Origin of the sequence: Kribbella sp. NPDC005582, assembly GCF_040605415.1 — a bacterium.
In the GTDB taxonomy this organism is placed as follows: Bacteria; Actinomycetota; Actinomycetes; order Propionibacteriales; family Kribbellaceae; genus Kribbella.
The window spans coordinates 1-21100 of the sequence record NZ_JBEXCU010000001.1 but is presented as its reverse complement, the minus strand read 5'-3'; the positions used below and the strand labels follow the sequence as shown (position 1 = coordinate 21100).

Here is a 21100-nt window from a genome sequence, read left to right as displayed (position 1 = left end):
GCCCGCCCCGGTGCCGATGCATGCGGAGACGTGAATGCTCGGGAGGGCGGCACCATGCGGGCGACACGACCTGTGGCGTTGGGTTTGCTGGCGTCTGTGGTGCTGGCGATGACAGGTGTGGAGACGGCCGCCTATCAGGTGCCGGTGCAGCCGTTCACGCAAGGCGATTCGGCGACCGCGACGATGCCGGGGTCAGGGCTGCGGCAGACGATCAGTGTGACCGGTGCGACCGAGCTGCTCGACGAGACCACCGCGGGCGTCCGGGGGACCGGGCCGACGACGTACAGCCCGCCGATCGCGCGGACGACGCCGGCGCAGGACCTGATCGTGAACACCGGCGACTGCGCGGCCATCGGGAGTTGCGGCGACCGTGGCACGGTGACTGTCGCGTTCAGTCGGCCGGTGCGCAACCCGGTGCTGCACCTGGCCGGCCTGGGCGGTGCGGTCACGCAGACCGTCAACGGCAAGCCGACCGCGCAGTCCGAGCTGCACTCCGTGCTCAGATTGACGACTTCGGGACTCAGCCTGAGCAAGGCGGGTCAAGGCAACAATCTGACGGTTACCAGCGACACCATCACCGCAACAAACCACGACGCTGGTCCGAACTGCATCAACAACAAGACGGGCACCGGTCCGGACGCCGGGGCGACGGCGGCCTGCGGTTCGGTGCGAGTGAACGGCGTCGTGACCACGGTCCGCTTCGACGTGACGGCGTACTTCACCAAGCACGCCAAGCTGGCCGCCTTCAACACCAGCTCCTCCGGCGACGCCTTCTCGGTGCTCGCTTCGGCCGGTGAGGACTTCGGCGACGCACCGGCGACGTACGGCGCGGCCTGGTCGGTGCTGAGCGACGTACGGCTCGGCAAGGACGTCACTGAGGACAACACGACAATTGCGAACGCGACGACCGGTCCGGCTGCACCCGATGCCGCTGACGACGGTGTGATGTTCCCGCCGCTGCGGACGAACGCCACGTCGTACGGGATCGAGGCGAAGCTCGCGGGTGCGTCGAAGCCCGGCCAGGTCTGCGCCTGGCTCGATCTCGACCGCAACGGCTCCTTCGAAGCGAACGAGCGGGCCTGTGCTGACTTCGCTGCCGGACAGGCGTCGATGAAGCTCAGCTGGGCCAAGTTCACCAAGCCGACGGCCGGTACGACGTACGCACGCCTGCGGATCGGGTACGGCGACAGCCAGGCGAAACCGACCGGTGCGGCCGACGCGGGCGAGGTCGAGGACTACGCGGTGCAGATCACGCCACCGCCTCCGCCGGTCCTGCACGACGACGTTGCCACTACCGCGTTCAACACCGACGTGATGGTCAAGGTGCTCGGCAACGACCTGCCTGGGGACCCGGCCGCGCCACTCCAGCCGAACTCACTGTGTCTGTTGGACGGCGAGAAGTGCGGCGTGCTGCTCAGTGTGGTCGGGCAGGCGAAGTACATCGCCAAGCCGGACGGCACGGTTGCTGTCGAGCCGGTGCCTGGTTTCGTCGGGGTCGGCAAGCCGGTGAGCTACCGAGTAGCCGACAGCAACGGAATCACGGCGACCGCCAAGCTGACCGTCACAGTCGCGCTCCCCGCAGCGCCGGTCGCGACACCCGACACCGCCAAGACACCGCAGAACGTCAGTCTGGCGCTCCGGCCGCTCGTCAACGACCAGGCGGCTCCCGGTGTGACGCTGGTACCGGGTTCAGTGGTGCTGCGCGATCCGGCGGACACCACGTTCAAAAAGACAGTCGTGATCGCGGGGGAGGGGCAGTACACAGCCAAGCCCACCGGCGCGGTCGATTTCGTGCCGGTGCGGCAGTTCACTGGGGTCGGGTCGAGCATCGGGTACCGCGTCACCGACACGACCGGTCAGACTGCTGAGTCGACTCTCACCGTCACAGTGACTCCGGTACAGCCAATCGCCAACGGGGACTCGGCTTCTACTGCCTTCGACACGGACACCGTCGTACCGGTGCTGGACAACGACCTGCCTGGCTCGCCGGACGCACCACTGGACCCCAGCACTCTGAAGCTGGTCGATCCGGTCAAGCACACGCTCGTCGACAAAGTGACGATTGCTGCTGAGGGCACGTACGTAGTGGCCGGCGGCAAGGTCGCGTTCCAGCCGACCCACGGCTTCCACGGTGTCGGTACGCCGCTGACCTACCAGGTGCTCGACAAGAACGGTACGGCGGCGCGGGCCGCGCTCACGGTCGCTGTCGACGCGCCTGCACCGCCGGTGGCGAACCCGGACACGATTGCCACGCTGCAAGGCCGGTCGCTCGTGGCTGCGGTCCTCGACAACGACAAGCCCGGCCCGACCGGCGCCGTACTGCGGCCGGACACGCTGCGGCTGATCCCGCCGACTCGCAGCGAGCCGGTGACGACGCTCGTCGTACCGGGGCAGGGCAAGTACACCGCGCGGCCCGACGGCAAGCTGCTGTTCGAGCCGGTCCCGGCCTTCAGCGGTACGGCGACACCCGTCAGCTATCAGGTAGCCGATACCAACGATGCGATCGGTCACGCGGTTCTGACCATGCGCGTCACGAAGGTGCAGCCTGATGCGTCGGATGACAGCGCAGCAACGGCGTACGACACCACGGTGCGGGTTGCGGTGCTGGCGAACGACCAGGCCGGCGACCCTGCGGTCCCGCTGGTGCCGAGCAGTGTGCAGGTGCTCGACCCGAAGACGCAGGAGCCGAAGACCACGGTCGTGGTGGACGGCGAGGCGACGTACACGGTGACGCCGGATGGCGAGATCACGGTCGACCCGCTGCCGACGTACGTCGGAGTGACGGCGGCATTGACCTATCGCGTCGCGGACGTCAACGGTACGACGGCCACCGCGAAGCTGACTGTCACTGTCGCAAAGCCGCCCGCGCCGACCGCGCGACCGGACACCGCGACTGGGAAGCAGAATGTCCCGTTCGACCTGGACCCGCTGGCAAACGACACCGCAGGGCGTGGGACCGGGCTCGATCCCCTCAGCGTTGCACTGCTCGATCCTGCGGACGGGTCGATGAAGAAGCTGGTGAAGGTCCCGGGGCAGGCGGCCTACAAGGTGAATCCGGACGGAACGGTGACTGTCGATCCGCTCCCGGGCTTCACCGGTGCGGCGACTGCGCTGACGTATCGCGTGCTGGACTGGTTCGACCAGGTGACGCGGTCGACGATCACGGTGACGGTCATGCCGATCACTCCGGTCGCGGTCGACGACACCGCGCGGACGCCGTTCGACAAGCCGGTGACGGTGCCAGTACTGACGAACGACAAGCCCGGCGACCCGACCGCGCCGCTGTTGCCGACCAGCCTGCTGCTCACCGATCCGGCCGATGGGTTGCTCAAGGCAACTGTCAGCATCGGGAACGAGGGCGTCTACAGCGTCGCCGGGGGAGCGGTCCGGTTCGATCCGGGCACGACCTTCCGTGGACCGGGGACACCGCTGACCTACCAGGTGGGTGACAGCAACGGGACGCTCACGACCGCCAAGCTGACGATCACGGTCGGCTTCCCGCCGGTCGCGATCGCGGACCGCGCCTCGACGCTGCAGGACCAGACGGTCAGCGTCAACGTGCTCTCCAACGACAGTCCGGGCACCGACGCGAAGCTCGATCCCGCTACCGTCGAGCTGCTCGGGCCGGGAGCCCGGGCGAAGGAGTTCGCGAAGACAATCACCGTGGATCGGCAGGGAACCTACACCGTCCAGCCGACCGGGATCGTGGTCTTCGATCCGCTACCGGCGTTCCACGGGCCGGCGACACCGGTCACCTATCGGGTCGCGGACTCCAACGGCACGTTCGGCGTCTCGACGTTGACGATGACGGTCACGCCGATCTGGCCGGTCGCGGTGGACGACTCGGCGATCACCCCGTTCAACCAGCCGATCACGGTCGACGTACTGGCCAACGACAAGGCCGGTGATCCGTCGGCGCCGCTGGTTGCCGCGAGTCTGGTGCTGAAGACGAAGGACGGTTTCGGGAAGACCCTCACGCAGGCCGGTGAAGGCACGTACGTCGTCACCGCCGAGGGGGCGATCACGTTCACTCCGGTCAAGGACTTCCAAGGACTGACGACGCCGGCGACGTACCGGATTGCCGACGACAACGGGACCACGGTGGAAGGCCTGCTGTTCCTGACCGTCGGCAAGGGGCCGGAGGCGGCGGCGGATGTGGCGACGACGAAGCAGAACGTCACGCTGACCGTCGATCCGCTGGACAATGACAAGCCCGGGACCGGCGCCGAGCTGGAGGAGAACTCGGTCGAGGTCTACTCCGTGAACACGCGAAGCTGGGTGCGGATCGCGGCGCTGACCGGGCAGGGCATCGTGACGGTGAACGAGTCGACCGGTCGGGTGGTGGTCGATCCGGTGCCGGCGTTCCGCGGCGTCCTGTCGATCGCCTATCGGGTGAAGGACTCGAGCGGGAACCTGGCAACGTCGACTCTCACGGTGACGGTCACTCCGGTGGTTCCAGTTGCTCAGGACGACCAGGCGGTGACGCCGTACGACACTGTGCTGACGGTGCCCGTGCTTGCGAACGACAAGCCGGGCGATCCGTCGGCGCCGCTGGGCGCGGTGCGGCTGCTCGATCCAGCGTCGGGTGATGCGGTGCCGGTGCTGGAGGTTGAGGGGCAGGGCCTGTTCACGGCCCAGCCGTCCGGTGGAGTGCGGTTCGCTCCGGCCGCCGGCTTCGTCGGTACGACGGTTCCAGTCGGCTATCAGGTGGTCGACGGCAACGGCACACTCGGTACGGCGACGTTGGTGGTGACGGTTCAGGCGCGGCCGGTGGCTAATCCGGATCAGGCTCGGACGAAGCAGCACCTGGCGGTGGTGATTGATCCGATCGCGAACGACGTACCGGGGCCTGGGGCGAAGCTGGATCCGGACACGTTGCTGCTGGTCGGGCCGGATGCGGCGCTGGTCAAGCAGGTCACCGTGGCCGGGCAGGGCGAGTACGTCGTTGCCGATGGCAAGGTGACGTTCAGTCCGGAGGCGCGGTTCACCGGCGGCACGCGGCCGGTGGCGTACGAGGTGAAGGACAGCAACCGGAACCGAGCCCGCTCCACGCTGAGCGTGACGGTGACGCCGATCGTGCCGGTGGTCCGCGACGACAGCGCCCGGACAGCCTTCGACACGGCTGTCCCTGTCGACGTGCTCAGCAACGACCGGCCCGGCGACGCGTCGGCGCCGCTGACCCCGGCGAGCGTCGTACTGCGTGATCCGGGCGACAGCCGCGACAAGAAGACCGTCACTGTGGCCGACGAGGGCGTCTTCGCAGTCGGCGAGGACGGTGTCATCACGTTCACCCCGGTGAAGGACTTCATCGGCTCGACCAGGTCGCTCGCCTACCGCGTCACCGACCAGAACGGCACCACCGGCAGCGCTTTGCTCGACGTCACCGTCGACCCACCCCGCCCGGCTGTAGCAGGCGCCGACTCTGCAACTGGTTCGCCGGACAGCGCAGTCGCCGTCAACCCGTCCCTGAACGACAGCGGCGGGTCCGCGCAGCCGATCTGCCTCCGCGTAGACCCCGCCACCTGCACCCGCACGGCAACCACCGAAGCCGGCACCTGGACCGTCGCCCCCGACGGCACCATCCGCCTCACCCCAGCCCCCGGCTTCACCGGTACCGCCAAACTCACCTACGAACGCCCAGGCGCCGCAGCCCCAGTCCGCTTCACGATCGCCGCCACCCCAACCCCCGACCCCCGCCCCCTGGCCCGAACCGAACTCCCCGCAACCGGCGGCCCACCCGTCATCCTTCTCACCCTCGGCTCCCTCCTCACCGCCCTGGGCGCCACCCTCGCCGCCCTGGCCCGCTCTCGCCGCTGACGCCGTACTGACGGACTGTTAGTACGCACACGTCGGCCCGCATGCTCAGGCGTGCGCACGGCGCAATTGGGCTTCCGGTGATGCCCTCTACCAGTCCTTCGGTACAGATCAGAGGTCGCGGACGAGCATGATCTCGTCGCGGTAGTCGTCGGGCGCGACTCGGACGGCTCGGGGGTGGCGGCCGACGATGCGGTAGCCGAGGGGTTGGTAGAAGTGCTCGAGGCCCAGACCGTCGCGGATGGTGAGTTGGAGTTGCTGGAGGCCGAGGTCGACGGCTGAGCCGCGGAGGCCTTCCATCAGGATGCGGCCGGCGCCGGTGCCCTGGTGTTTCGGATGGACCATCACGCGGAGCACTGTGCGCCAGTGCGCGTTCAGGGTGCTGTCGCGGTTGGCGAGGAGGCCCATGCCGGCGTAGCGCTCGCCGTCATGCAGTACGCCGAGCAGATCGACTCCACTCGCGACTCGGCCGAGCGTTTCGTCCAGGGTCTCAGCGACCCGCGAGACCGGTGCCGGGGCGACGAATCCCACGGCGCCGCCGGCGTCGGTCGCGGCGACCCAGGTGTCCAGCAGGTCGGCGCGCAACCCGGGATCGAGTGCCTCGGCCGGCTCCAACACCACGTACTTCACGGCACCTCCATGTGCGACTGAGTTGCACTTAGTCTAGAGCGTGCCGAGGCGGGACCGTGGTGAGTTTGTCGGGGTTGCGGATCAGGTAGAGCTCGGTGATCAGGTCGCCGGCGGTCTGCACGAACGCGACCGTGTCCGGCTCGTTGCCGAAGTAGGCGACGAACGCGGTCTCGCCGTTCAGCGTCGCCCGGCGGAGCTCGAAGCCCGGGTTCGACGTCATCACGCCGAACAGGAAGCGCGCGATCTTCTCCGGGCCGTAGATCGGCCGCAGCGCCGCGGTCTTCTTTCCGCCGCCGTCGCTGATCAGCACCGAGTCCGGCGCCAGCAACGCGACCACCTGGGCGAAGTCACCAGACCCGGCGGCCGCCATGAACTTCGTCGTCAGTTCGAGGTGTCGGGCCTTGTCGACCTGGTGCCGCGGCTGCCGCGCGTGCACGTGGTTCCGCGCCCGATGGGCGAGCTGCCGCACCGCAGCCTCGGACCGCCCGAGCGTTTCCGCGATCTCGTCGTACGGCAGGTCGAAGACCTCGCGCAGCACAAACGTCGCGCGCTCCAGCGGCGACAACGTCTCCAGTACGACGAGCATCGCCATACTCACCGAATCCGCCAGCTCGACCGCGGCCTCCGGATCGGCGTCCTGCACCATCGGCTCCGGCAACCACGGTCCGACGTACTGCTCACGCCGAGCCTTCTGCTGCCGAAGCCGGTTCAGCGCAAGCCGCGTCGTGATCCGGATCAGGTACGCCCGCACATCCCGCACCTCGTCATGATCCACACCCGCCCACCGCAACCACGCCTCCTGCACGACGTCCTCGGCATCGCTGGCACTCCCGACCACCCGGTACGCCGCGCCCACCAGCACAGCCCGATGCTCGTCGAACTCCCGCGCCAACGCGTCGTCCGCCATCCAACCCACCCCTCGAAGTCTGCCCTACCCACTCCGACACGACAGCCCGGCCAGTTGTGACATCGAGGGTCAGAACAAGTGCAGCTCGAGTACGCCGAGTCCGACGGCTACGAGGGCGGCTCCGCCGTAGGCCAGGGTTCCGCCGAGCGCCGGGTGGGAGTCGCGGAAGAGCGCGACCAGGCCGAGTCCGGCGAGCCAGCCGAGCAGGATGCTGGGGGCGAAGATCAAGGCGGCGAACACCACCGGGTTGCCGAACTGCTGGTTCGGGTCCGGATACAAGTGTTCGTGGACTCCGAGCGAGAGCACCGCCAGAATGCCAAGGACGGTCCAGCCGAGGTACACCAGATAGGCGAGCTTCATACCCTTCACCCTCCGGCCCGGAGCACCCCCGGCGCGTGAGTGCTTCTACCCGAAGCGGCTGAGTAGATCTTGGATATTTTTCCAGAGCATGGCATACTCATTCATATGAGCGTGAAGGTGGCGGTGGCCGGGGCCAGTGGATATGCGGGCGGCGAGTTGCTCCGGCTGCTGAGTTCGCACCCTGCGGTGGAGATCGGTGCACTCACCGCGGGCGGCAACGCCGGTACGGCGCTCGGCGCGCATCATCCACATCTCGTGCCACTGGCCGGGCGGATCCTTGTCGAGACCACGGCGGAGCAACTCGCCGGTCACGACGTGGTGTTCCTGGCGCTTCCGCACGGACAGTCCGCCGGACTCGCCGAGCAGCTCGGCGAGGACGTCACCGTGATCGACTGCGGCGCGGACTTCCGGTTGACGGAGGCCGAGACGTGGGTGGAGTTCTACGGTGGCGAGCATGCAGGCTCGTGGCCGTACGGGCTTCCGGAGCTGCCCGGTCAGCGGGACAAGCTCCGTGGTTCGCACCGGGTCGCCGTACCGGGGTGTTATCCGACTGTCTCCACCCTCGCGCTCCTCCCTGCTGTTCAGCGTGGGCTGGTCGACCCGGCCCAGCTCGTCGTGGTCGCGGTCAGCGGGACGTCCGGCGCGGGCAAGGCGCCGAAGCCGCATCTGCTCGGTGCGGAGGTGATGGGCTCCGCCTCGGCGTACGGCGTCGGTGGCGTGCACCGCCACACCCCCGAGATCGAGCAGAACCTCACCCCGTACGCCGCTGGTCCGGTGAGCGTCTCGTTCACCCCGGTGCTGGTGCCGATGTCGCGGGGGATCCTCGCGACGTGCAGTGCGCCGATCACCGAAGGCACTGACCTCGCGGCAGTCCGGCAGGCCTACGAAGAGGCGTACGCCGACGAGCCGTTCATTCACCTGCTGCCCGAGGGGCAGTGGCCGCAGACCCAGGCCACCCTCGGTGCGAACACTGTGCAGCTGCAGGTCACGATCGATCAGCGCATCGGCCGCGTCGTCGTCGTAGCCGCCATGGACAACCTCACCAAGGGCACCGCCGGCGCAGCCGTGCAGTGCATGAACCTGGCCACCGGTCTCGACGAGACCACGGCCCTGCCTCTCGTAGGAGTAGCCCCGTGACCCTCGCCGTCACTCCCGCCACCCAAGTCGATCGGAGCGCCGGAGTGACCGCGCCGGCCGGCTTCCGCGCGGCCGGGGTGATCGCCGGGATCAAGCCCGCCGGTACGCCGGACCTCACCGTGGTCGTCAACGACGGTCCGCACGACGTGGCTGCCGGTGTCTTCACCACCAACAAGGTGAAGGCCGCACCAGTGCTGTGGTCACAGCAGGTGCTGACTGCCGGCAAGCTCAAGGCAGTAGTGCTCAACTCCGGCGGTGCGAACGCATGCACCGGGCCAGAGGGTTTCCAGGACACGCACAAGACCGCAGAGAAGCTGGCTGAGGTTCTGAGCATCGGTGCGGTCGAGGTGGGCGTCTGCTCGACCGGTCTGATTGGTGAGCGGCTCCCGATGGACGCAGTGCTCTCCGGCATCGACAAAGCGGTCGCAGCGCTGGCCGACGGCCCAGAGGCCGGCCTCAACGCAGCCACGGCAGTCATGACGACCGACAACGTGCCGAAGCAGGCCGCGCTGAAGCACTCGGACGGCTGGAGCATCGGCGGGTTTGCCAAGGGCGCCGGGATGTGCGCGCCCAACATGGCCACGATGCTCAGCGTGATCACGACCGACGCCGTACTGGATCAGCCGCATCTCGACCACGCGCTGCGCAACGCGGTCGGCAAGACGTTCAACCGGCTCGATGTCGACGGCGGTACGTCGACCAACGACACCGTGCTGCTGTTGAGCTCTGGCGCTTCCGGCGTGACGGTCGGCCCGGACGAGTTCGAGGCCGCGCTGACGACCCTGGCTGCTGACCTGGTGAAGCAGTTGCAGGCCGACGCCGAGGGTGTCACCAAGCACGTCAGCATCACCGTGCAGAACGCAGCCACTGAGGCCGAGGCGCTGGCCGCCGCGAAGATCGTGGCCGAGGACAACCTCTGCAAGACCGCCTTCTTCGCCTCCGACCCGAACTGGGGCCGGATCGCGATGGCGGTCGGCAACGCCCCCACCGCCTTCGACCCGGCACTGCTCGACATCACCCTGAACGGCGCCCCGATCTGCATCGCCGGCGGCAAGGGCGTCGACCGCTCCGAGGCCGACATCAGCGGCCTGGAGATCGACGTCGTGATCGACCTGCACGCCGGTCCCGCCTCCGCGACCGTCCTCACCACGGATCTGTCGCACGCGTACGTCGAAGAGAACTCGGCGTACTCGTCATGAACATGGAAGCAGCAGTGGAGAAGGTCGCCGTACTGACCGAGGCCTTGCCGTGGCTGAAGCAGTTCCACGGCAAGACGATCGTGGTGAAGTACGGCGGGAACGCGATGGTCGACGACAAGCTCAAGCAGGCGTTCGCCGAGGACATCGTGTTCCTCCGGTACGCCGGGGTCCGGGTCGTCGTCGTCCACGGCGGCGGACCGCAGATCAGCGAGATGCTCGGCCGGCTCGGCATCGACAGCGAGTTCCGCGGCGGGCTGCGCGTCACCACGCCGGAGGCGATGGACGTCGTCGGCATGGTCCTGGTCGGCAAGGTCGGCCGCGAGCTGGTCAGCCTGCTGAACGCGCACGGACCGTTCGCGGTCGGCATGTCCGGTGAGGACGCCGGACTGTTCACCGCGGAGCGGCGAGGCGCGATGATCGACGGTGAGTCGGTCGACATCGGCCTGGTCGGTGATGTCGTGCACGTGCGGCCGGAGGCCGTGGTGGACCTGATCGACGCCGGCCGGATCCCGGTCGTCTCGACGATCGCCCCGGACGAGGACGGCCAGGCGCACAACGTGAACGCCGACACCGCGGCCGCCGCCCTCGCCTCCGCACTCGGCGCCGAGAAGCTCGTCGTACTGACCGATGTGGCCGGCCTCTACCGCAACTGGCCGGACAGCGAAGAGATCATCACCCAGATCGACACCACCGAACTGGCCGAGCTGCTCCCGTCGCTGTCGTCCGGCATGGTCCCGAAGATGGAAGCCTGTCTGCGCGCCGTCCAGGACGGCGTCTCCCGCGCCACCGTCATCGACGGCCGCGTCCCGCACTCCTTGCTGCTAGAGATCTTCACCGACGCCGGCTCTGGAACCCAGGTGATCCCTTCATGACCGAGTTGTTGACTGTTGACGGCACCCAGGCGGCGTTGACCGAGCGCTATGCCGGGGCGCTGATGAACACCTTCGGTGCGCCGAAGCGCGTGCTGATCCGGGGCGAGGGCGCCTACCTCTGGGATGCCGACGGCAACAAATACCTCGACCTGCTCGGCGGTCTGGCGGTGAACTGCCTCGGTCACGCACACCCGTTCGTGGTCTCCGCGGTGACTTCGCAGCTCGCGACCCTCGGGCACGTCTCCAACTTCTTCGCCTCCGCGCCGCAGATCGCCCTGGCCGAGAAACTGCTCGGTCTCTTCGAGGCCCCCGGCAAGGTGTTCTTCACGAACTCCGGTACCGAGGCGAACGAGGCCGCGTTCAAGATCACCCGGCGGACCGGCCGGACCAAGATCGTCTCCACCGTCGGCGCCTTCCACGGCCGCACGATGGGCGCACTCGCGGTGACCTGGAAGCCGGCGTACCGGGAGGCCTTCGCGCCGCTCCCCGGTGACGTCACCTTCGTCCCGTACGGCGATGCTGACGCGCTCGCGGCCGCGGTCGACGACGAGACGGCGGCCGTCGTACTGGAGCCGATCCAGGGTGAAAACGGTGTCGTCGTACCGCCGGACGGTTATCTGCAGGCGGCTCGGCGGATCACGTCCGAGCATGGTGCACTGCTGTGGCTCGACGAGATCCAGACCGGCGTCGGCCGAACCGGCGCGTGGTTCGCGTACCAGTCCGAGGGGATCACACCGGACATCGTGACGCTGGCCAAGGGCCTCGGCGCTGGGATACCGATCGGTGCCTGTGTCGGTCTCGGCGCGGCCGCGGACCTGCTGCAGCCCGGCAACCACGGTACGACGTTCGGCGGTAACCCGGTCGCGGCGATCGCCGGGCTCGCGGTGCTGACCGTGATCGAGCGGGACGGCCTGCTCGCCCAGGTCAATGCCGTCGGCAACCATCTCGCCTCGTCGCTGATCGCGCTCGACCACCCGCTGATCGCCGGCGTCCGCGGCCGCGGGCTCCTGCTCGCGATCGAGCTGACCCAGCCGGTCTCGGACCAGGTCGCCGCGCTCGCGCTGGAGGCCGGCTTCGTGATCAACAACCCGATCCCGAACGCGTTGCGGCTGGCGCCGCCGTACATCCTGAGCAAGGCTGACGCCGACAGCTTCGTCGCGGCCCTCCCCGGGCTGCTGGACCAGGTGCAGCTCCCATGACACCCGCGCCGTCCACCATGGATGCAGTTGCTCCCACGCCCGCCGCGCTCCCCGCGATCCTCACCTCAGGTTCGGAGGCCTCATGACCGTCCGGCATTTCCTCAGGGACGACGACCTCAGCCCGGTCGAGCAGGACGAGGTGCTGACGCTGGCCCAGCAGCTGACCACCGACCGATACGGGCATCAACCGCTGGCCGGGCCGAAGTCGGTCGCGGTGATCTTCGACAAGGCCTCGACGCGGACGCGGATCTCGTTCGCCGTCGGGATCGCCGAGCTCGGTGGCGCGTCGCTGATCATCGACGCGCAGAACTCGCAGATGGGTCGCGGCGAACCGATTGCCGACACCGCGCGCGTGCTCGACCGGCAGGTCGCGGCGATCGTCTGGCGGACCGCCGGGCAGACACGGATCGACGAGATGGCCGCGGCCTCGCGGGTGCCGGTGATCAACGCGCTCACCGATGAGTTCCACCCGTGCCAGATCCTCGCCGACCTGCTCACCGTCCGGCAGCACAAGGGCTCGACCGCCGGACTCAAGCTTGTCTACCTCGGCGACGGTGCCAACAACATGGCCCACTCGTACCTGCTCGGCGGCGTGACCGCCGGCATGCACGTGGTCGTCGCATCGCCCGCCGACTACCAGCCGGACGCGGCCGTCCTGGCGCGCGCTACCGAGATCGGCAACGAGACCGGCGGTTCGGTCGCCTGGACCGACGACCCGTACGCCGCGGTCGACGGCGCTGATGTCGTTGCCACCGACACGTGGGTGTCGATGGGGCAAGAGGCCGAGGCGGCGCTGCGTGAGGCGCCGTTCGTGCCGTTCGCGGTGACCGAACAACTGCTCGCCAAGGCCAACTCCGACGCGATCGTGCTGCACTGTCTCCCGGCGTACCGCGGCAAGGAGATCGAGGCCGCGGTCCTCGACGGGCCACAATCGGTCGTGTGGGACGAAGCCGAGAACCGGCTGCACGCGCAGAAGGCGCTGCTGTCGTGGCTGCTGGCAAGGAGTTTTGAAGGATGACCATCGCCGTACCGACTACCAAGACCGCGCGGCAGCAGCGGATCGTCGACCTGCTGGGGCGTCAGCCCGTGCGCTCGCAGACCGAGCTGGCCGACCTGCTGTCGGCTTCCGGGCTGGTGGTCGGCCAGGCGACGCTGTCCCGCGACCTGGTCGAGATCGGTGCGGTCAAGGTCCGCGACTCCTCCGGTCAGCAGGTGTACGCCGTACCGGGGGAGGGCGGTGACCGTACGCCGCGCGCCGGTGAGGCGGCGGCGTTCGAGGCCCGCCTGGCCCGCGTCGCGTCCGAGCTGCTGGTGTCGGCCGAGGGCAGCGCCAACCTGGTCATCCTGCGAACCCCGCCGGGAGCGGCCCAGTACCTCGCGTCGGCGATCGACCACGTGGGCCTGGACGACGTTCTCGGCACCATCGCCGGCGACGACACCGTCATGATCGTCAGCCGCAACCCCACCGGCGGCGAGGCTCTGGCCGCCCGCCTGCTGTCTCTGGCCGCGCGCGAACCCAGGTAGCGAACGCTCCCGCCGGCTCGCGCCAAGTACGAGGCGACGGCAGATCGGCGGAGGGACACGGGATGGACGACTGGTTCGCGGCACAGGTGGAACAGCACGGACCGGACGTCCACGCCTACCTGAGCCGCCGGACAGCCGACGGGGTCGCGGACGACCTGCTCGGTGACGTCTGGGTCGCAGCGTACGGCGGTCGCTCCGGTTTCGACCCGGATCGCGGCACCCCGCGGGCGTGGCTGTTCGGCGTCGCCCGGCACGTGCTGCACGGCTACTACCGCAAGCACCGCCTCCGCAGCACCATGGCCCGTGTCATCGGTATCGACCGGCCCCTGGACGAGACAGCCGCCATCGACGCCCGCCTGGACGCCGCAGCCCTCGCACCCCAACTCCGCGAAGGCCTACGCTCCCTCCCCGCCGCGGAACGCGACCTGCTCCTCCTGGTCGCCTGGGAGAACCTCACCCCCACCGAAGCCGCCCACGTCCTCGGCATCCCCGCCGGTACCGCCCGCTCCCGCCTCCACCGCGCCAGACAACGCATGGACGAACGCCTCTCCGGTTCGCCCCAAGTACAGGACGAACCCACCCGACAGGAGGCCGACCGATGACCGACGACAACTGGACCACCCTGCAGTCCGCAGGCAAGGTCCCGCCGCCCTCGCCCGAGGTGCTCGCCCACGCCGCCCAGCGCGTTGAAGCAGCACGCGACACCCGGCGCCGTATCGCGCGCCGCCGCGTCTTGGTGCCCGTCCTCGCCGCCACCGCCACGGCCGCAGTGATCGGTGTAGTGGCACTCGAGCGGCCGAGCACGCCCACCGCGATACCGGTCACCACCCCCTCCAGTTCCGCCACCTACCCTCCGAGCCGGTCCTTGGGCAACCCGAACCTTTCACCCTCCTGCGCGGTCAGCTACTCAGCCGTCGAGCTGGCGAAGCAGGAATTCGGCTTCGACGGCACGGTGCTGTCCGCAAAGCCGATCCCCCGGACGGCCTACTTCTGGGCGGTGACCTTCCAGGTGCACGAGTGGTATCGCCCTGGCCGCGGTGCCGGGCAAGTGACTGTGCAGATGCTCGGTGGACCGGACCCGCAGCAGTTGCTCAGCGAGCAGCCGAACTACAAGATCGGCGACCGGCTGCTGATGTCAGGTTCCATGGTCGACTCGCGCACCGGCAATGCGCTGAAGTATCCGGCCGGCTGGGGCTGCGGGTTCACCCGGATGTACGACGTACCGACCGCCGATACCTGGCGGAAGGTTTTCAGCAAGTGACTGAGAGGATGGCTTTGTGAGTTCAGGTGAGAGTGCGGCCCTGTGGGGCGGACGGTTCGCGGGTGGGCCGGCCGATGCGCTGGCGGCGTTGAGCAAGTCGACCCAGTTCGACTGGCGACTGGCGCCGTACGACATCGCGGGGTCGAAGGCCCACGCCAAGGTGCTGCACCGAGCGGGGCTGCTGACTGACGCGGACCTGGACGCCATGCTGGCTGGACTGGACGGTCTGCTGGCCGATGTCCTCAGCGGTGCGTTCCTGCCGGCCGAGGACGACGAGGACGTGCACACCGCGCTGGAGCGTGGGCTGCTGGAGCGCCTCGGTGCTGAGCTGGGCGGTCGGCTGCGTGCCGGGCGGTCCCGCAACGACCAGGTCGCGACGCTGTTCAAGAGCTACCTGCGCGAGCACGGCCGCGTCATCGCCCGCCTGGTCCTGGAGCAGGTCAACACGCTCGCCGACCAGGCCGAGAAGCACCTCGGTGTCGCGATGCCAGGTCGTACGCACCTGCAGCACGCGCAGCCCGTCCTGCTCTCGCACCACCTGCTCGCCCACGCTTGGCCGCTCATTCGCGACCTCGACCGGCTGGCCGACTGGGACGCCCGCGTGGCGGCCGATTCGCCGTACGGGTCGGGCGCTCTGGCCGGCAGCTCACTCGGACTGGACCCGCAGTACGTCGCGACCGAGCTCGGCTTCACGAACTCGTCGGCGAACTCGATCGACGGTACGGCGGCCCGGGACTTCGTCGCGGAGTTCGCGTTCGTCACCGCGCAGATCGGGATCGACCTGTCCCGGCAGGCCGAAGAGGTGATCATCTGGGCGACGAAGGAGTTCGGTTTCGTCGAGCTGGACGACGCGTTCTCGACCGGGTCGAGCATCATGCCGCAGAAGAAGAACCCGGACATCGCCGAGCTCGCGCGCGGCAAGGCCGGCCGGTTGATCGGCAACCTGAGCGGTCTGCTGGCGACGCTGAAGGCACAGCCGCTGGCCTACAACCGGGACCTGCAGGAGGACAAGGAGCCGGTCTTCGACTCCATCGACACTCTCGAGGTGCTGCTGCCCGCGTTCACCGGCATGATCCGGACGCTGCGCTTCAACACCGAGCGTCTGGAGGAGCTGGCCCCGCAGGGCTTCTCCCTCGCCACTGACATCGCCGAGTGGTTGGTGCGGCAACAGGTGCCGTTCCGCGTCGCGCATGAGCTGGCCGGCGCGTGCGTCCAGGAGTGCGAGAAGCGCGGGATCGAGCTGTGGGACCTCACTGACGAGGATCTGGCGGCGATCTCCCCCCTGCTCACCCCGGACGTCCGCACGGTGCTGACCGTCGAAGGATCGCTCGCCTCCCGCAACACCCGCGGTGGCACTTCCGTCGACCAGGTCACTCACCAGCTGGCCGAGCTGCACGCCCGCGCCGCCCAGTACACCGCCCGCCTCAGCTGAGCATGCGTCGTACCCAGCTAGCGGGGCCAGTCCTCGACGTGGCTCCGCAGCTGCTGGGCGCCGTCCTTCGAAGCACCACCCCCGAAGGCACCGTCGCGGTCCGCATCACCGAGGTCGAGGCCTACGACGGCCCGAACGACCCCGGCTCCCACGCCTACCGCGGCGAAACGCCCCGCAACGCCGTCATGTTCGGCCCACCGGGCTTCCTGTACGTGTACTTCACCTACGGCATGCACTTCTGCATGAACGTAGTCACCGGCCCCGCCGGCACCCCGTCCGCCGTACTACTCCGAGCAGGCGAGGTAGTCGAGGGGATAGAGCTGGCCCGCGCCCGCCGAGGCGCCCCACCCACCCCACCCTCGGCCACATCTTCGGCCGGTGCCGCAGCACCCCAGGCCGCACGCACACCCGGCATCACCTCGGCACGCAGCCGCCGGGTGCTTCCCGCCTCACCACCCAAACGACCCCGCGCCAACCCGGACCGCGATCTCGCGCGCGGTCCGGCACGCATGTGTGTTGCTCTCGGCATCGACCGCGCGCAGAACGCCGTCGACCTGCTGGCCAAGGACTCCCCGGTGCGCCTGCTCGATGGCCCCGGCTTCGACGGCACTCCGTCCATCGGGCCGCGCGTAGGGCTCCGCGAAGCGCCGGACTGGCCGTGGCGCTTCTGGATCCCCGACGACCCGACGGTCTCGCCCTACCGCCCGCACGTCCCCAAACGTCGTACCTAACGGTTCGCCAGCTCCACCACGAACTCCAGCTGCGGCAGCCCGTGTTCCACCTCCGGGTCCGGGAACAACCCGATGTGCTGCACCCCGGCAGCCTCCAGCTGCTCGATGTGCGACGCCGCGTCCTCCACAGTTCCGACCGCACCGATCGCCGTCCACCAGTCCACCGGCATCCCGACCAGGCCGGCCTCGCCGGACTCGTCGTACAGCTTCGCGAGCTCGTCGAAGAACGGCAGCGCCGTGATCCCGGCGTACCGCGTCCGGATCCGGTCCGCCAGCCACGGCGCAGTCCACTCGTACGCCGCTTTGCGGTCCTCCCGCACGCACATCGCCGTGAACACCGCGACCACGAAACCCTCCGGGTTCCCAGCGAGCTCCAGCGACTGCTTCACGTACGCCGGAGTGGCCGGCTCAGCGAGCACCAGTCCACCGCCAACCCGCCCGGCGAGCGCCATCGACTTCGGCCCCATCACGCCGAGCAGAATCGGCGGCGGCGTCACCGGGGGAGCGTCGAGCTGCACATCCTCCAGATGCACCGTCTTGCCCTCGAAGCTGACCTTCTCCCCAGCCAGCAACCGAGTGACCGTGGTTGTCACCTCATCCAGCGCAGTGAGCGGCGACTTCGGCCGCACACCCATCTGCCCCATCCACTCCTGCACCCCGTGCCCGATCCCCGGCAGGAAGCGCCCCGGCCCCAACGCGTCCAGAGTCGCGAACTCCATCGCCGTGACAGCCGCGGTTCGCGCCACCGCAGGCACGATGCCGAGTCCAACAGTCAGTCGCTCGGTCGACGCCAGCGCGGCTGCCACGAGGGACGGTCCGGCGGTGTAGAAGCAGTCCTCGATGATCCACAACTCATCGGCGCCACCGGCCTCGAGCCGGCGGGCCACATCGGTCACCAGGGCGGCGGGATAGGTCCGGGGGAAGCACATCCCGACAGCAGCAGGGGTCTGAGTCATGCGACGACCCTAGAACTCCGCACCGACAGTTCGGTAAAGGTCTGTCCAGAGGCCAGCTCAGGTGCGCATAGCGGCCCCGCCTGCGGGTAGGTTTCAGGTATGGCCCGTCCGCACTACGCGTCCCGTCTCGAGGACTGGTTCAACATCGGGGTGCAGGCGATTCTGCGACGCCGGGGCTGGCGCGAGCGAATCATCCCGCAGGTCGGTTACGGCACCACGGAGTTCGTCCGGGTGCTGGCCCGCGTCGTCCTGGGCCGGGACCCGCGCAATCAGCCGCGGTTCGACGAGGACCAGGTGGTGCGCGGCTGGCGTGTCTTCGTCACCGCGCCGGCTGTGAAGGTCGCTGTGACGGTGACGGTCGACGGCCAGACCTTCGAGGCCGTCACTGATCGCGGTGGCTTCGTGGACCTGACGGTTCCGGTGGTCCTGCCGCCGGGGTGGCATGAGATCAACCTGGGCGTGCACGGTGAGCGGCAGGCCAGAGCGAGCATTTTCGTGCCGGATCCGGACGCGACGTTCGGTCTGCTCAGCGACATCGACGACACCGTGATCCTGACGATGCTGCCGCGCCCGCTGATCGCAGCCTGGAACACGTTCGTCCGCGAGGAGCAGGCGCGCCGCGTGGTTCCGGGGATGGCCGAGATGTACCAGGAGCTGCTGGCCGACCACCCCGGTGCGCCGATCTTCTATCTGAGCACCGGCGCCTGGAACACGGCGCCGACGCTGACCCGCTTCCTCGCCCGGCACGGCTATCCGGTCGGTCCGCTCCTGATGACGGACTGGGGGCCGACCAACACCGGCTGGTTCCGCAGCGGCCAGGAGCACAAGCGCACCGCGCTGCGCCGGCTCGCGCGCGAGTTCCCGAACGTGCGCTGGGTGCTGATCGGTGACGACGGCCAGCACGACCCCCGGCTGTACGGCGACTTCGCGCAGTCGCACCCGGATCACGTGCGGGCGATCGGCATCCGTCAGCTGACTCCGGCCGAGCAGGTGCTGTCCCACGGTCTGCCCGTGCCGAACCAGGACCCCGGTGCACACGATCCGCACCGGCCGACGGCTGCGACCGTGCAAGGGCCGGACGGTCATGCGCTGCGACCGCAGTTGCGCGACATCCTCGCCCGGCACGAGCCCAGTTAGGTCCGGCTCCTCGTCGTACAGGACACTTGGGGTGTACCGACGTACTCGAGGAGAACAAGTGACCGACAGCGGGAGCGAACGCCGTACTCAGGTTCTGGATGACCTGGAGAGTCGCGGCCTGATCGCGCACCAGACCGATCCGGACGCGCTGCGCAGCGCCATGGCGGCCGGACCGATCACCTCGTATGTCGGCTTCGACCCCACGGCGCCGAGCCTGCACATGGGCAACCTGCTGCAGTTGCTGACGCTGCGCCGGCTCCAGCTGGCCGGTCACAATCCGATCGGTCTGGTCGGCGGCGCCACCGGCCTGATCGGTGACCCCAAGGAGAGCTCCGAGCGGGTGCTGAACCCGAAGGACGTCGTAGCCCAGTGGGTCGAGCGAGTCCGCGGGCAGGTGGAGAAGTTCGTCGACTTCGACGAGTCGCTCCCGAACCCGGCCCGGATCGTCAACAACTACGACTGGACCAAGGACCTCAACACTCTCGACTTCCTGCGAGACATCGGCAAGCACTTCCCGGTGAACCGGATGCTCGGTCGTGAGGTGGTCAAGGCACGGCTTGAGCAGGGGATCAGCTACACGGAGTTCAGCTACGTACTGCTGCAGTCGCTGGACTACCTCGAGCTGTACCGCCGGCACGGGTGCACACTGCAGACCGGCGGCAGCGACCAGTGGGGCAACCTGACCGCGGGGGTGGAGCTCATTCGACGCTCCGACTCCGGCAAGGCGCATGCACTGGCCACGCCACTGGTGACCAAGGCCGACGGTACGAAGTTCGGCAAGACGGAGTCCGGCACGGTGTGGCTCGATCGTGAGCTGACTTCGCCGTACGCCTTCTACCAGTTCTGGTTCAACACCGACGACCGCGACGTGATGCAGCTGGTGCGGTACTACACATTCCGTACGCCGGAGGAGATCGCGGAGCTTGAGCTGGCGACTGCCGAGCGACCGCATGCGCGGGAAGCGCAGCGAGTGCTCGCCGAGGACGTCACGACGTTGGTGCACGGTGAGGGGGAGACCCGCGCTGTGCAGGAGGCGTCGAAGGCGCTCTTCGGGCAGGGGGAGCTCGCCGCGTTGGACGGCGACACCTTGCGTGCAGCACTTCGCGAGGCACCGCATGTCGAGCTAGGCGCCGGCGAACCGATGCCGACGTACGGCGATCTGCTGGTGAAGTCCGGCCTGGTCGCGAGCAAGTCGGCCGCGCGGCGCACAGTCGCCGAGGGCGGTGGGTACCTCAACAACGAGAAGGTGAAGGACGCCGAGTACGTACCGGGGGCGGACGATCTGCTGCCTGGTGGCGTGCTCGTCCTGAGGCGTGGGAAGCGCTCGTTCGCCGGGGTGCTGCACTCCCACATCTAGGTTGCCGAGGGCAAATTACAGCCTTGTGATTCAGCCCACCGGGAACCGATTTGACCGTCTACCCGGCAGCCACGTAATGTTCTTCTTGTTGGAAGCGAGTGCAGGACGCTGAAGCGGCCGGACCTTCCAACCTCCTCGAAGCTCAAGCAGCTGAACCGCGTCTTCGGACTCGGGGCAGGCCACTGGCTCATGCGGAGAGTCGGAAAAATCAAGTCTTGACTTGGTGGATCCACTCCGGTAAAGTACTGCAGGTTGCCCCGGAAGCCCTGAACCGTGAGGTTCGGCTGCGGTGTGCGTCCGATTCTTGAGAACTCAACAGCGTGCCGAAAGTCAATGCCGAAATTTAGCATTTACCCCGTGCAGACATCTTTGGTGTCTGTTCGGATTCCTTTGAATGTAATTTCTGGATTCAAGTCAGTTTGATTTGTTTCTGATGTTCAAAGGATCAACTGAAGTTGTCGACTGTCCAGGCCTTTGGGTTTGGTTGTCATATTTTTCAACGGAGAGTTTGATCCTGGCTCAGGACGAACGCTGGCGGCGTGCTTAACACATGCAAGTCGAGCGGTAAGGCCCCTTCGGGGGTA

General features: G+C 68.3%; 17 protein-coding genes and 1 rRNA gene. 14 read left to right on the top strand and 4 right to left on the bottom strand.

The features are described from left to right. Positions 1-108 precede the first annotated feature (108 nt). Entirely contained in the window at positions 109-5817 is a 5709-nt protein-coding gene (locus ABZS29_RS00090) for a tandem-95 repeat protein (RefSeq protein WP_355457017.1), read from the top strand. A gap of 108 nt (positions 5818-5925) precedes the next feature. Here ABZS29_RS00090 and ABZS29_RS00085 read toward each other — a convergent pair whose 3' ends face one another. The 3 genes from ABZS29_RS00085 to ABZS29_RS00075 form a co-directional block, all read right to left on the bottom strand. After that, positions 5926-6444 carry a GNAT family N-acetyltransferase gene (locus tag ABZS29_RS00085; RefSeq protein ID WP_355457015.1) on the bottom strand — a complete coding sequence of 173 codons (519 nt, stop codon included), beginning with the start codon at positions 6442-6444 and terminating at the stop codon, positions 5926-5928. Positions 6445-6472: 28 nt separating this feature from the next. Continuing rightward, a complete protein-coding gene (locus ABZS29_RS00080; protein WP_355457013.1) occupies positions 6473-7351 on the bottom strand; it encodes an RNA polymerase sigma-70 factor in 879 nt (292 codons plus the stop codon). A gap of 69 nt (positions 7352-7420) precedes the next feature. Continuing rightward, positions 7421-7711: a hypothetical protein gene (locus ABZS29_RS00075; protein ID WP_355457011.1), complete on the bottom strand. Its 291-nt coding sequence runs from the start codon at positions 7709-7711 to the stop codon at positions 7421-7423. Positions 7712-7816: 105 nt separating this feature from the next. Between ABZS29_RS00075 and argC the strand changes: the two genes are divergently transcribed. The 10 genes from argC to ABZS29_RS00025 all read left to right on the top strand — a co-directional run bounded on the left by argC (position 7817) and on the right by ABZS29_RS00025 (position 17066). Beyond that, a complete protein-coding gene (argC, locus tag ABZS29_RS00070; RefSeq protein ID WP_355457009.1) occupies positions 7817-8848 on the top strand; it encodes an N-acetyl-gamma-glutamyl-phosphate reductase in 1032 nt (343 codons plus the stop codon). Beyond that, positions 8845-10047 carry a bifunctional glutamate N-acetyltransferase/amino-acid acetyltransferase ArgJ gene (argJ, locus tag ABZS29_RS00065; protein WP_355457008.1) on the top strand — a complete coding sequence of 401 codons (1203 nt, stop codon included), beginning with the start codon at positions 8845-8847 and terminating at the stop codon, positions 10045-10047. Before argC ends, argJ begins: the two co-directional genes overlap by 4 nt. Continuing rightward, the gene (argB, locus tag ABZS29_RS00060) at positions 10044-10919 is read left to right on the top strand and encodes an acetylglutamate kinase (RefSeq protein WP_355457006.1); all 876 of its coding nucleotides are present in this window, start codon (positions 10044-10046) and stop codon (positions 10917-10919) included. Before argJ ends, argB begins: the two co-directional genes overlap by 4 nt. Next, the gene (locus ABZS29_RS00055; RefSeq protein WP_355457004.1) at positions 10916-12118 is read left to right on the top strand and encodes an acetylornithine transaminase; all 1203 of its coding nucleotides are present in this window, start codon (positions 10916-10918) and stop codon (positions 12116-12118) included. Before argB ends, ABZS29_RS00055 begins: the two co-directional genes overlap by 4 nt. 82 nt (positions 12119-12200) lie before the next feature. Next, entirely contained in the window at positions 12201-13136 is a 936-nt protein-coding gene (gene argF, locus ABZS29_RS00050; protein WP_355457002.1) for an ornithine carbamoyltransferase, read from the top strand. Continuing rightward, positions 13133-13642, top strand: a complete 510-nt coding sequence (locus ABZS29_RS00045; protein ID WP_355457000.1) for an arginine repressor — start codon at positions 13133-13135, stop codon at positions 13640-13642. The genes argF and ABZS29_RS00045 overlap by 4 nt, the downstream gene beginning before the upstream one ends. A 62-nt stretch (positions 13643-13704) precedes the next feature. Further along, positions 13705-14244 (top strand): sigma-70 family RNA polymerase sigma factor, encoded by a 540-nt coding sequence (locus tag ABZS29_RS00040; RefSeq protein WP_355456998.1) that lies wholly within the window; start codon positions 13705-13707, stop codon positions 14242-14244. Continuing rightward, positions 14241-14903 carry a hypothetical protein gene (locus ABZS29_RS00035; RefSeq protein WP_355456996.1) on the top strand — a complete coding sequence of 221 codons (663 nt, stop codon included), beginning with the start codon at positions 14241-14243 and terminating at the stop codon, positions 14901-14903. The genes ABZS29_RS00040 and ABZS29_RS00035 overlap by 4 nt, the downstream gene beginning before the upstream one ends. 16 nt (positions 14904-14919) lie before the next feature. Beyond that, positions 14920-16335, top strand: coding sequence for an argininosuccinate lyase (argH, locus tag ABZS29_RS00030; RefSeq protein WP_355456995.1), 1416 nt, complete (start codon positions 14920-14922; stop codon positions 16333-16335). A gap of 2 nt (positions 16336-16337) precedes the next feature. Next, positions 16338-17066, top strand: a complete 729-nt coding sequence (locus ABZS29_RS00025; protein WP_355456994.1) for a DNA-3-methyladenine glycosylase — start codon at positions 16338-16340, stop codon at positions 17064-17066. On the opposite strand, the gene ABZS29_RS00020 is transcribed toward ABZS29_RS00025, so the two are convergent. Then, positions 17063-18022 (bottom strand): LLM class flavin-dependent oxidoreductase, encoded by a 960-nt coding sequence (locus ABZS29_RS00020; protein WP_355456992.1) that lies wholly within the window; start codon positions 18020-18022, stop codon positions 17063-17065. The genes ABZS29_RS00025 and ABZS29_RS00020 overlap by 4 nt on opposite strands. A 99-nt stretch (positions 18023-18121) precedes the next feature. Here ABZS29_RS00020 and ABZS29_RS00015 point away from each other — a divergent pair, with 99 nt between their 5' ends. The 3 genes from ABZS29_RS00015 to ABZS29_RS00005 form a co-directional block, all read left to right on the top strand. After that, positions 18122-19159, top strand: a complete 1038-nt coding sequence (locus tag ABZS29_RS00015) for a phosphatase domain-containing protein (RefSeq protein ID WP_355456991.1) — start codon at positions 18122-18124, stop codon at positions 19157-19159. Between the two features lie 58 nt (positions 19160-19217). Continuing rightward, positions 19218-20516 carry a tyrosine--tRNA ligase gene (gene tyrS / locus ABZS29_RS00010; RefSeq protein ID WP_355456989.1) on the top strand — a complete coding sequence of 433 codons (1299 nt, stop codon included), beginning with the start codon at positions 19218-19220 and terminating at the stop codon, positions 20514-20516. Between the two features lie 496 nt (positions 20517-21012). Further along, positions 21013-21100, top strand: a 16S ribosomal RNA gene (locus ABZS29_RS00005); the annotation flags it as partial.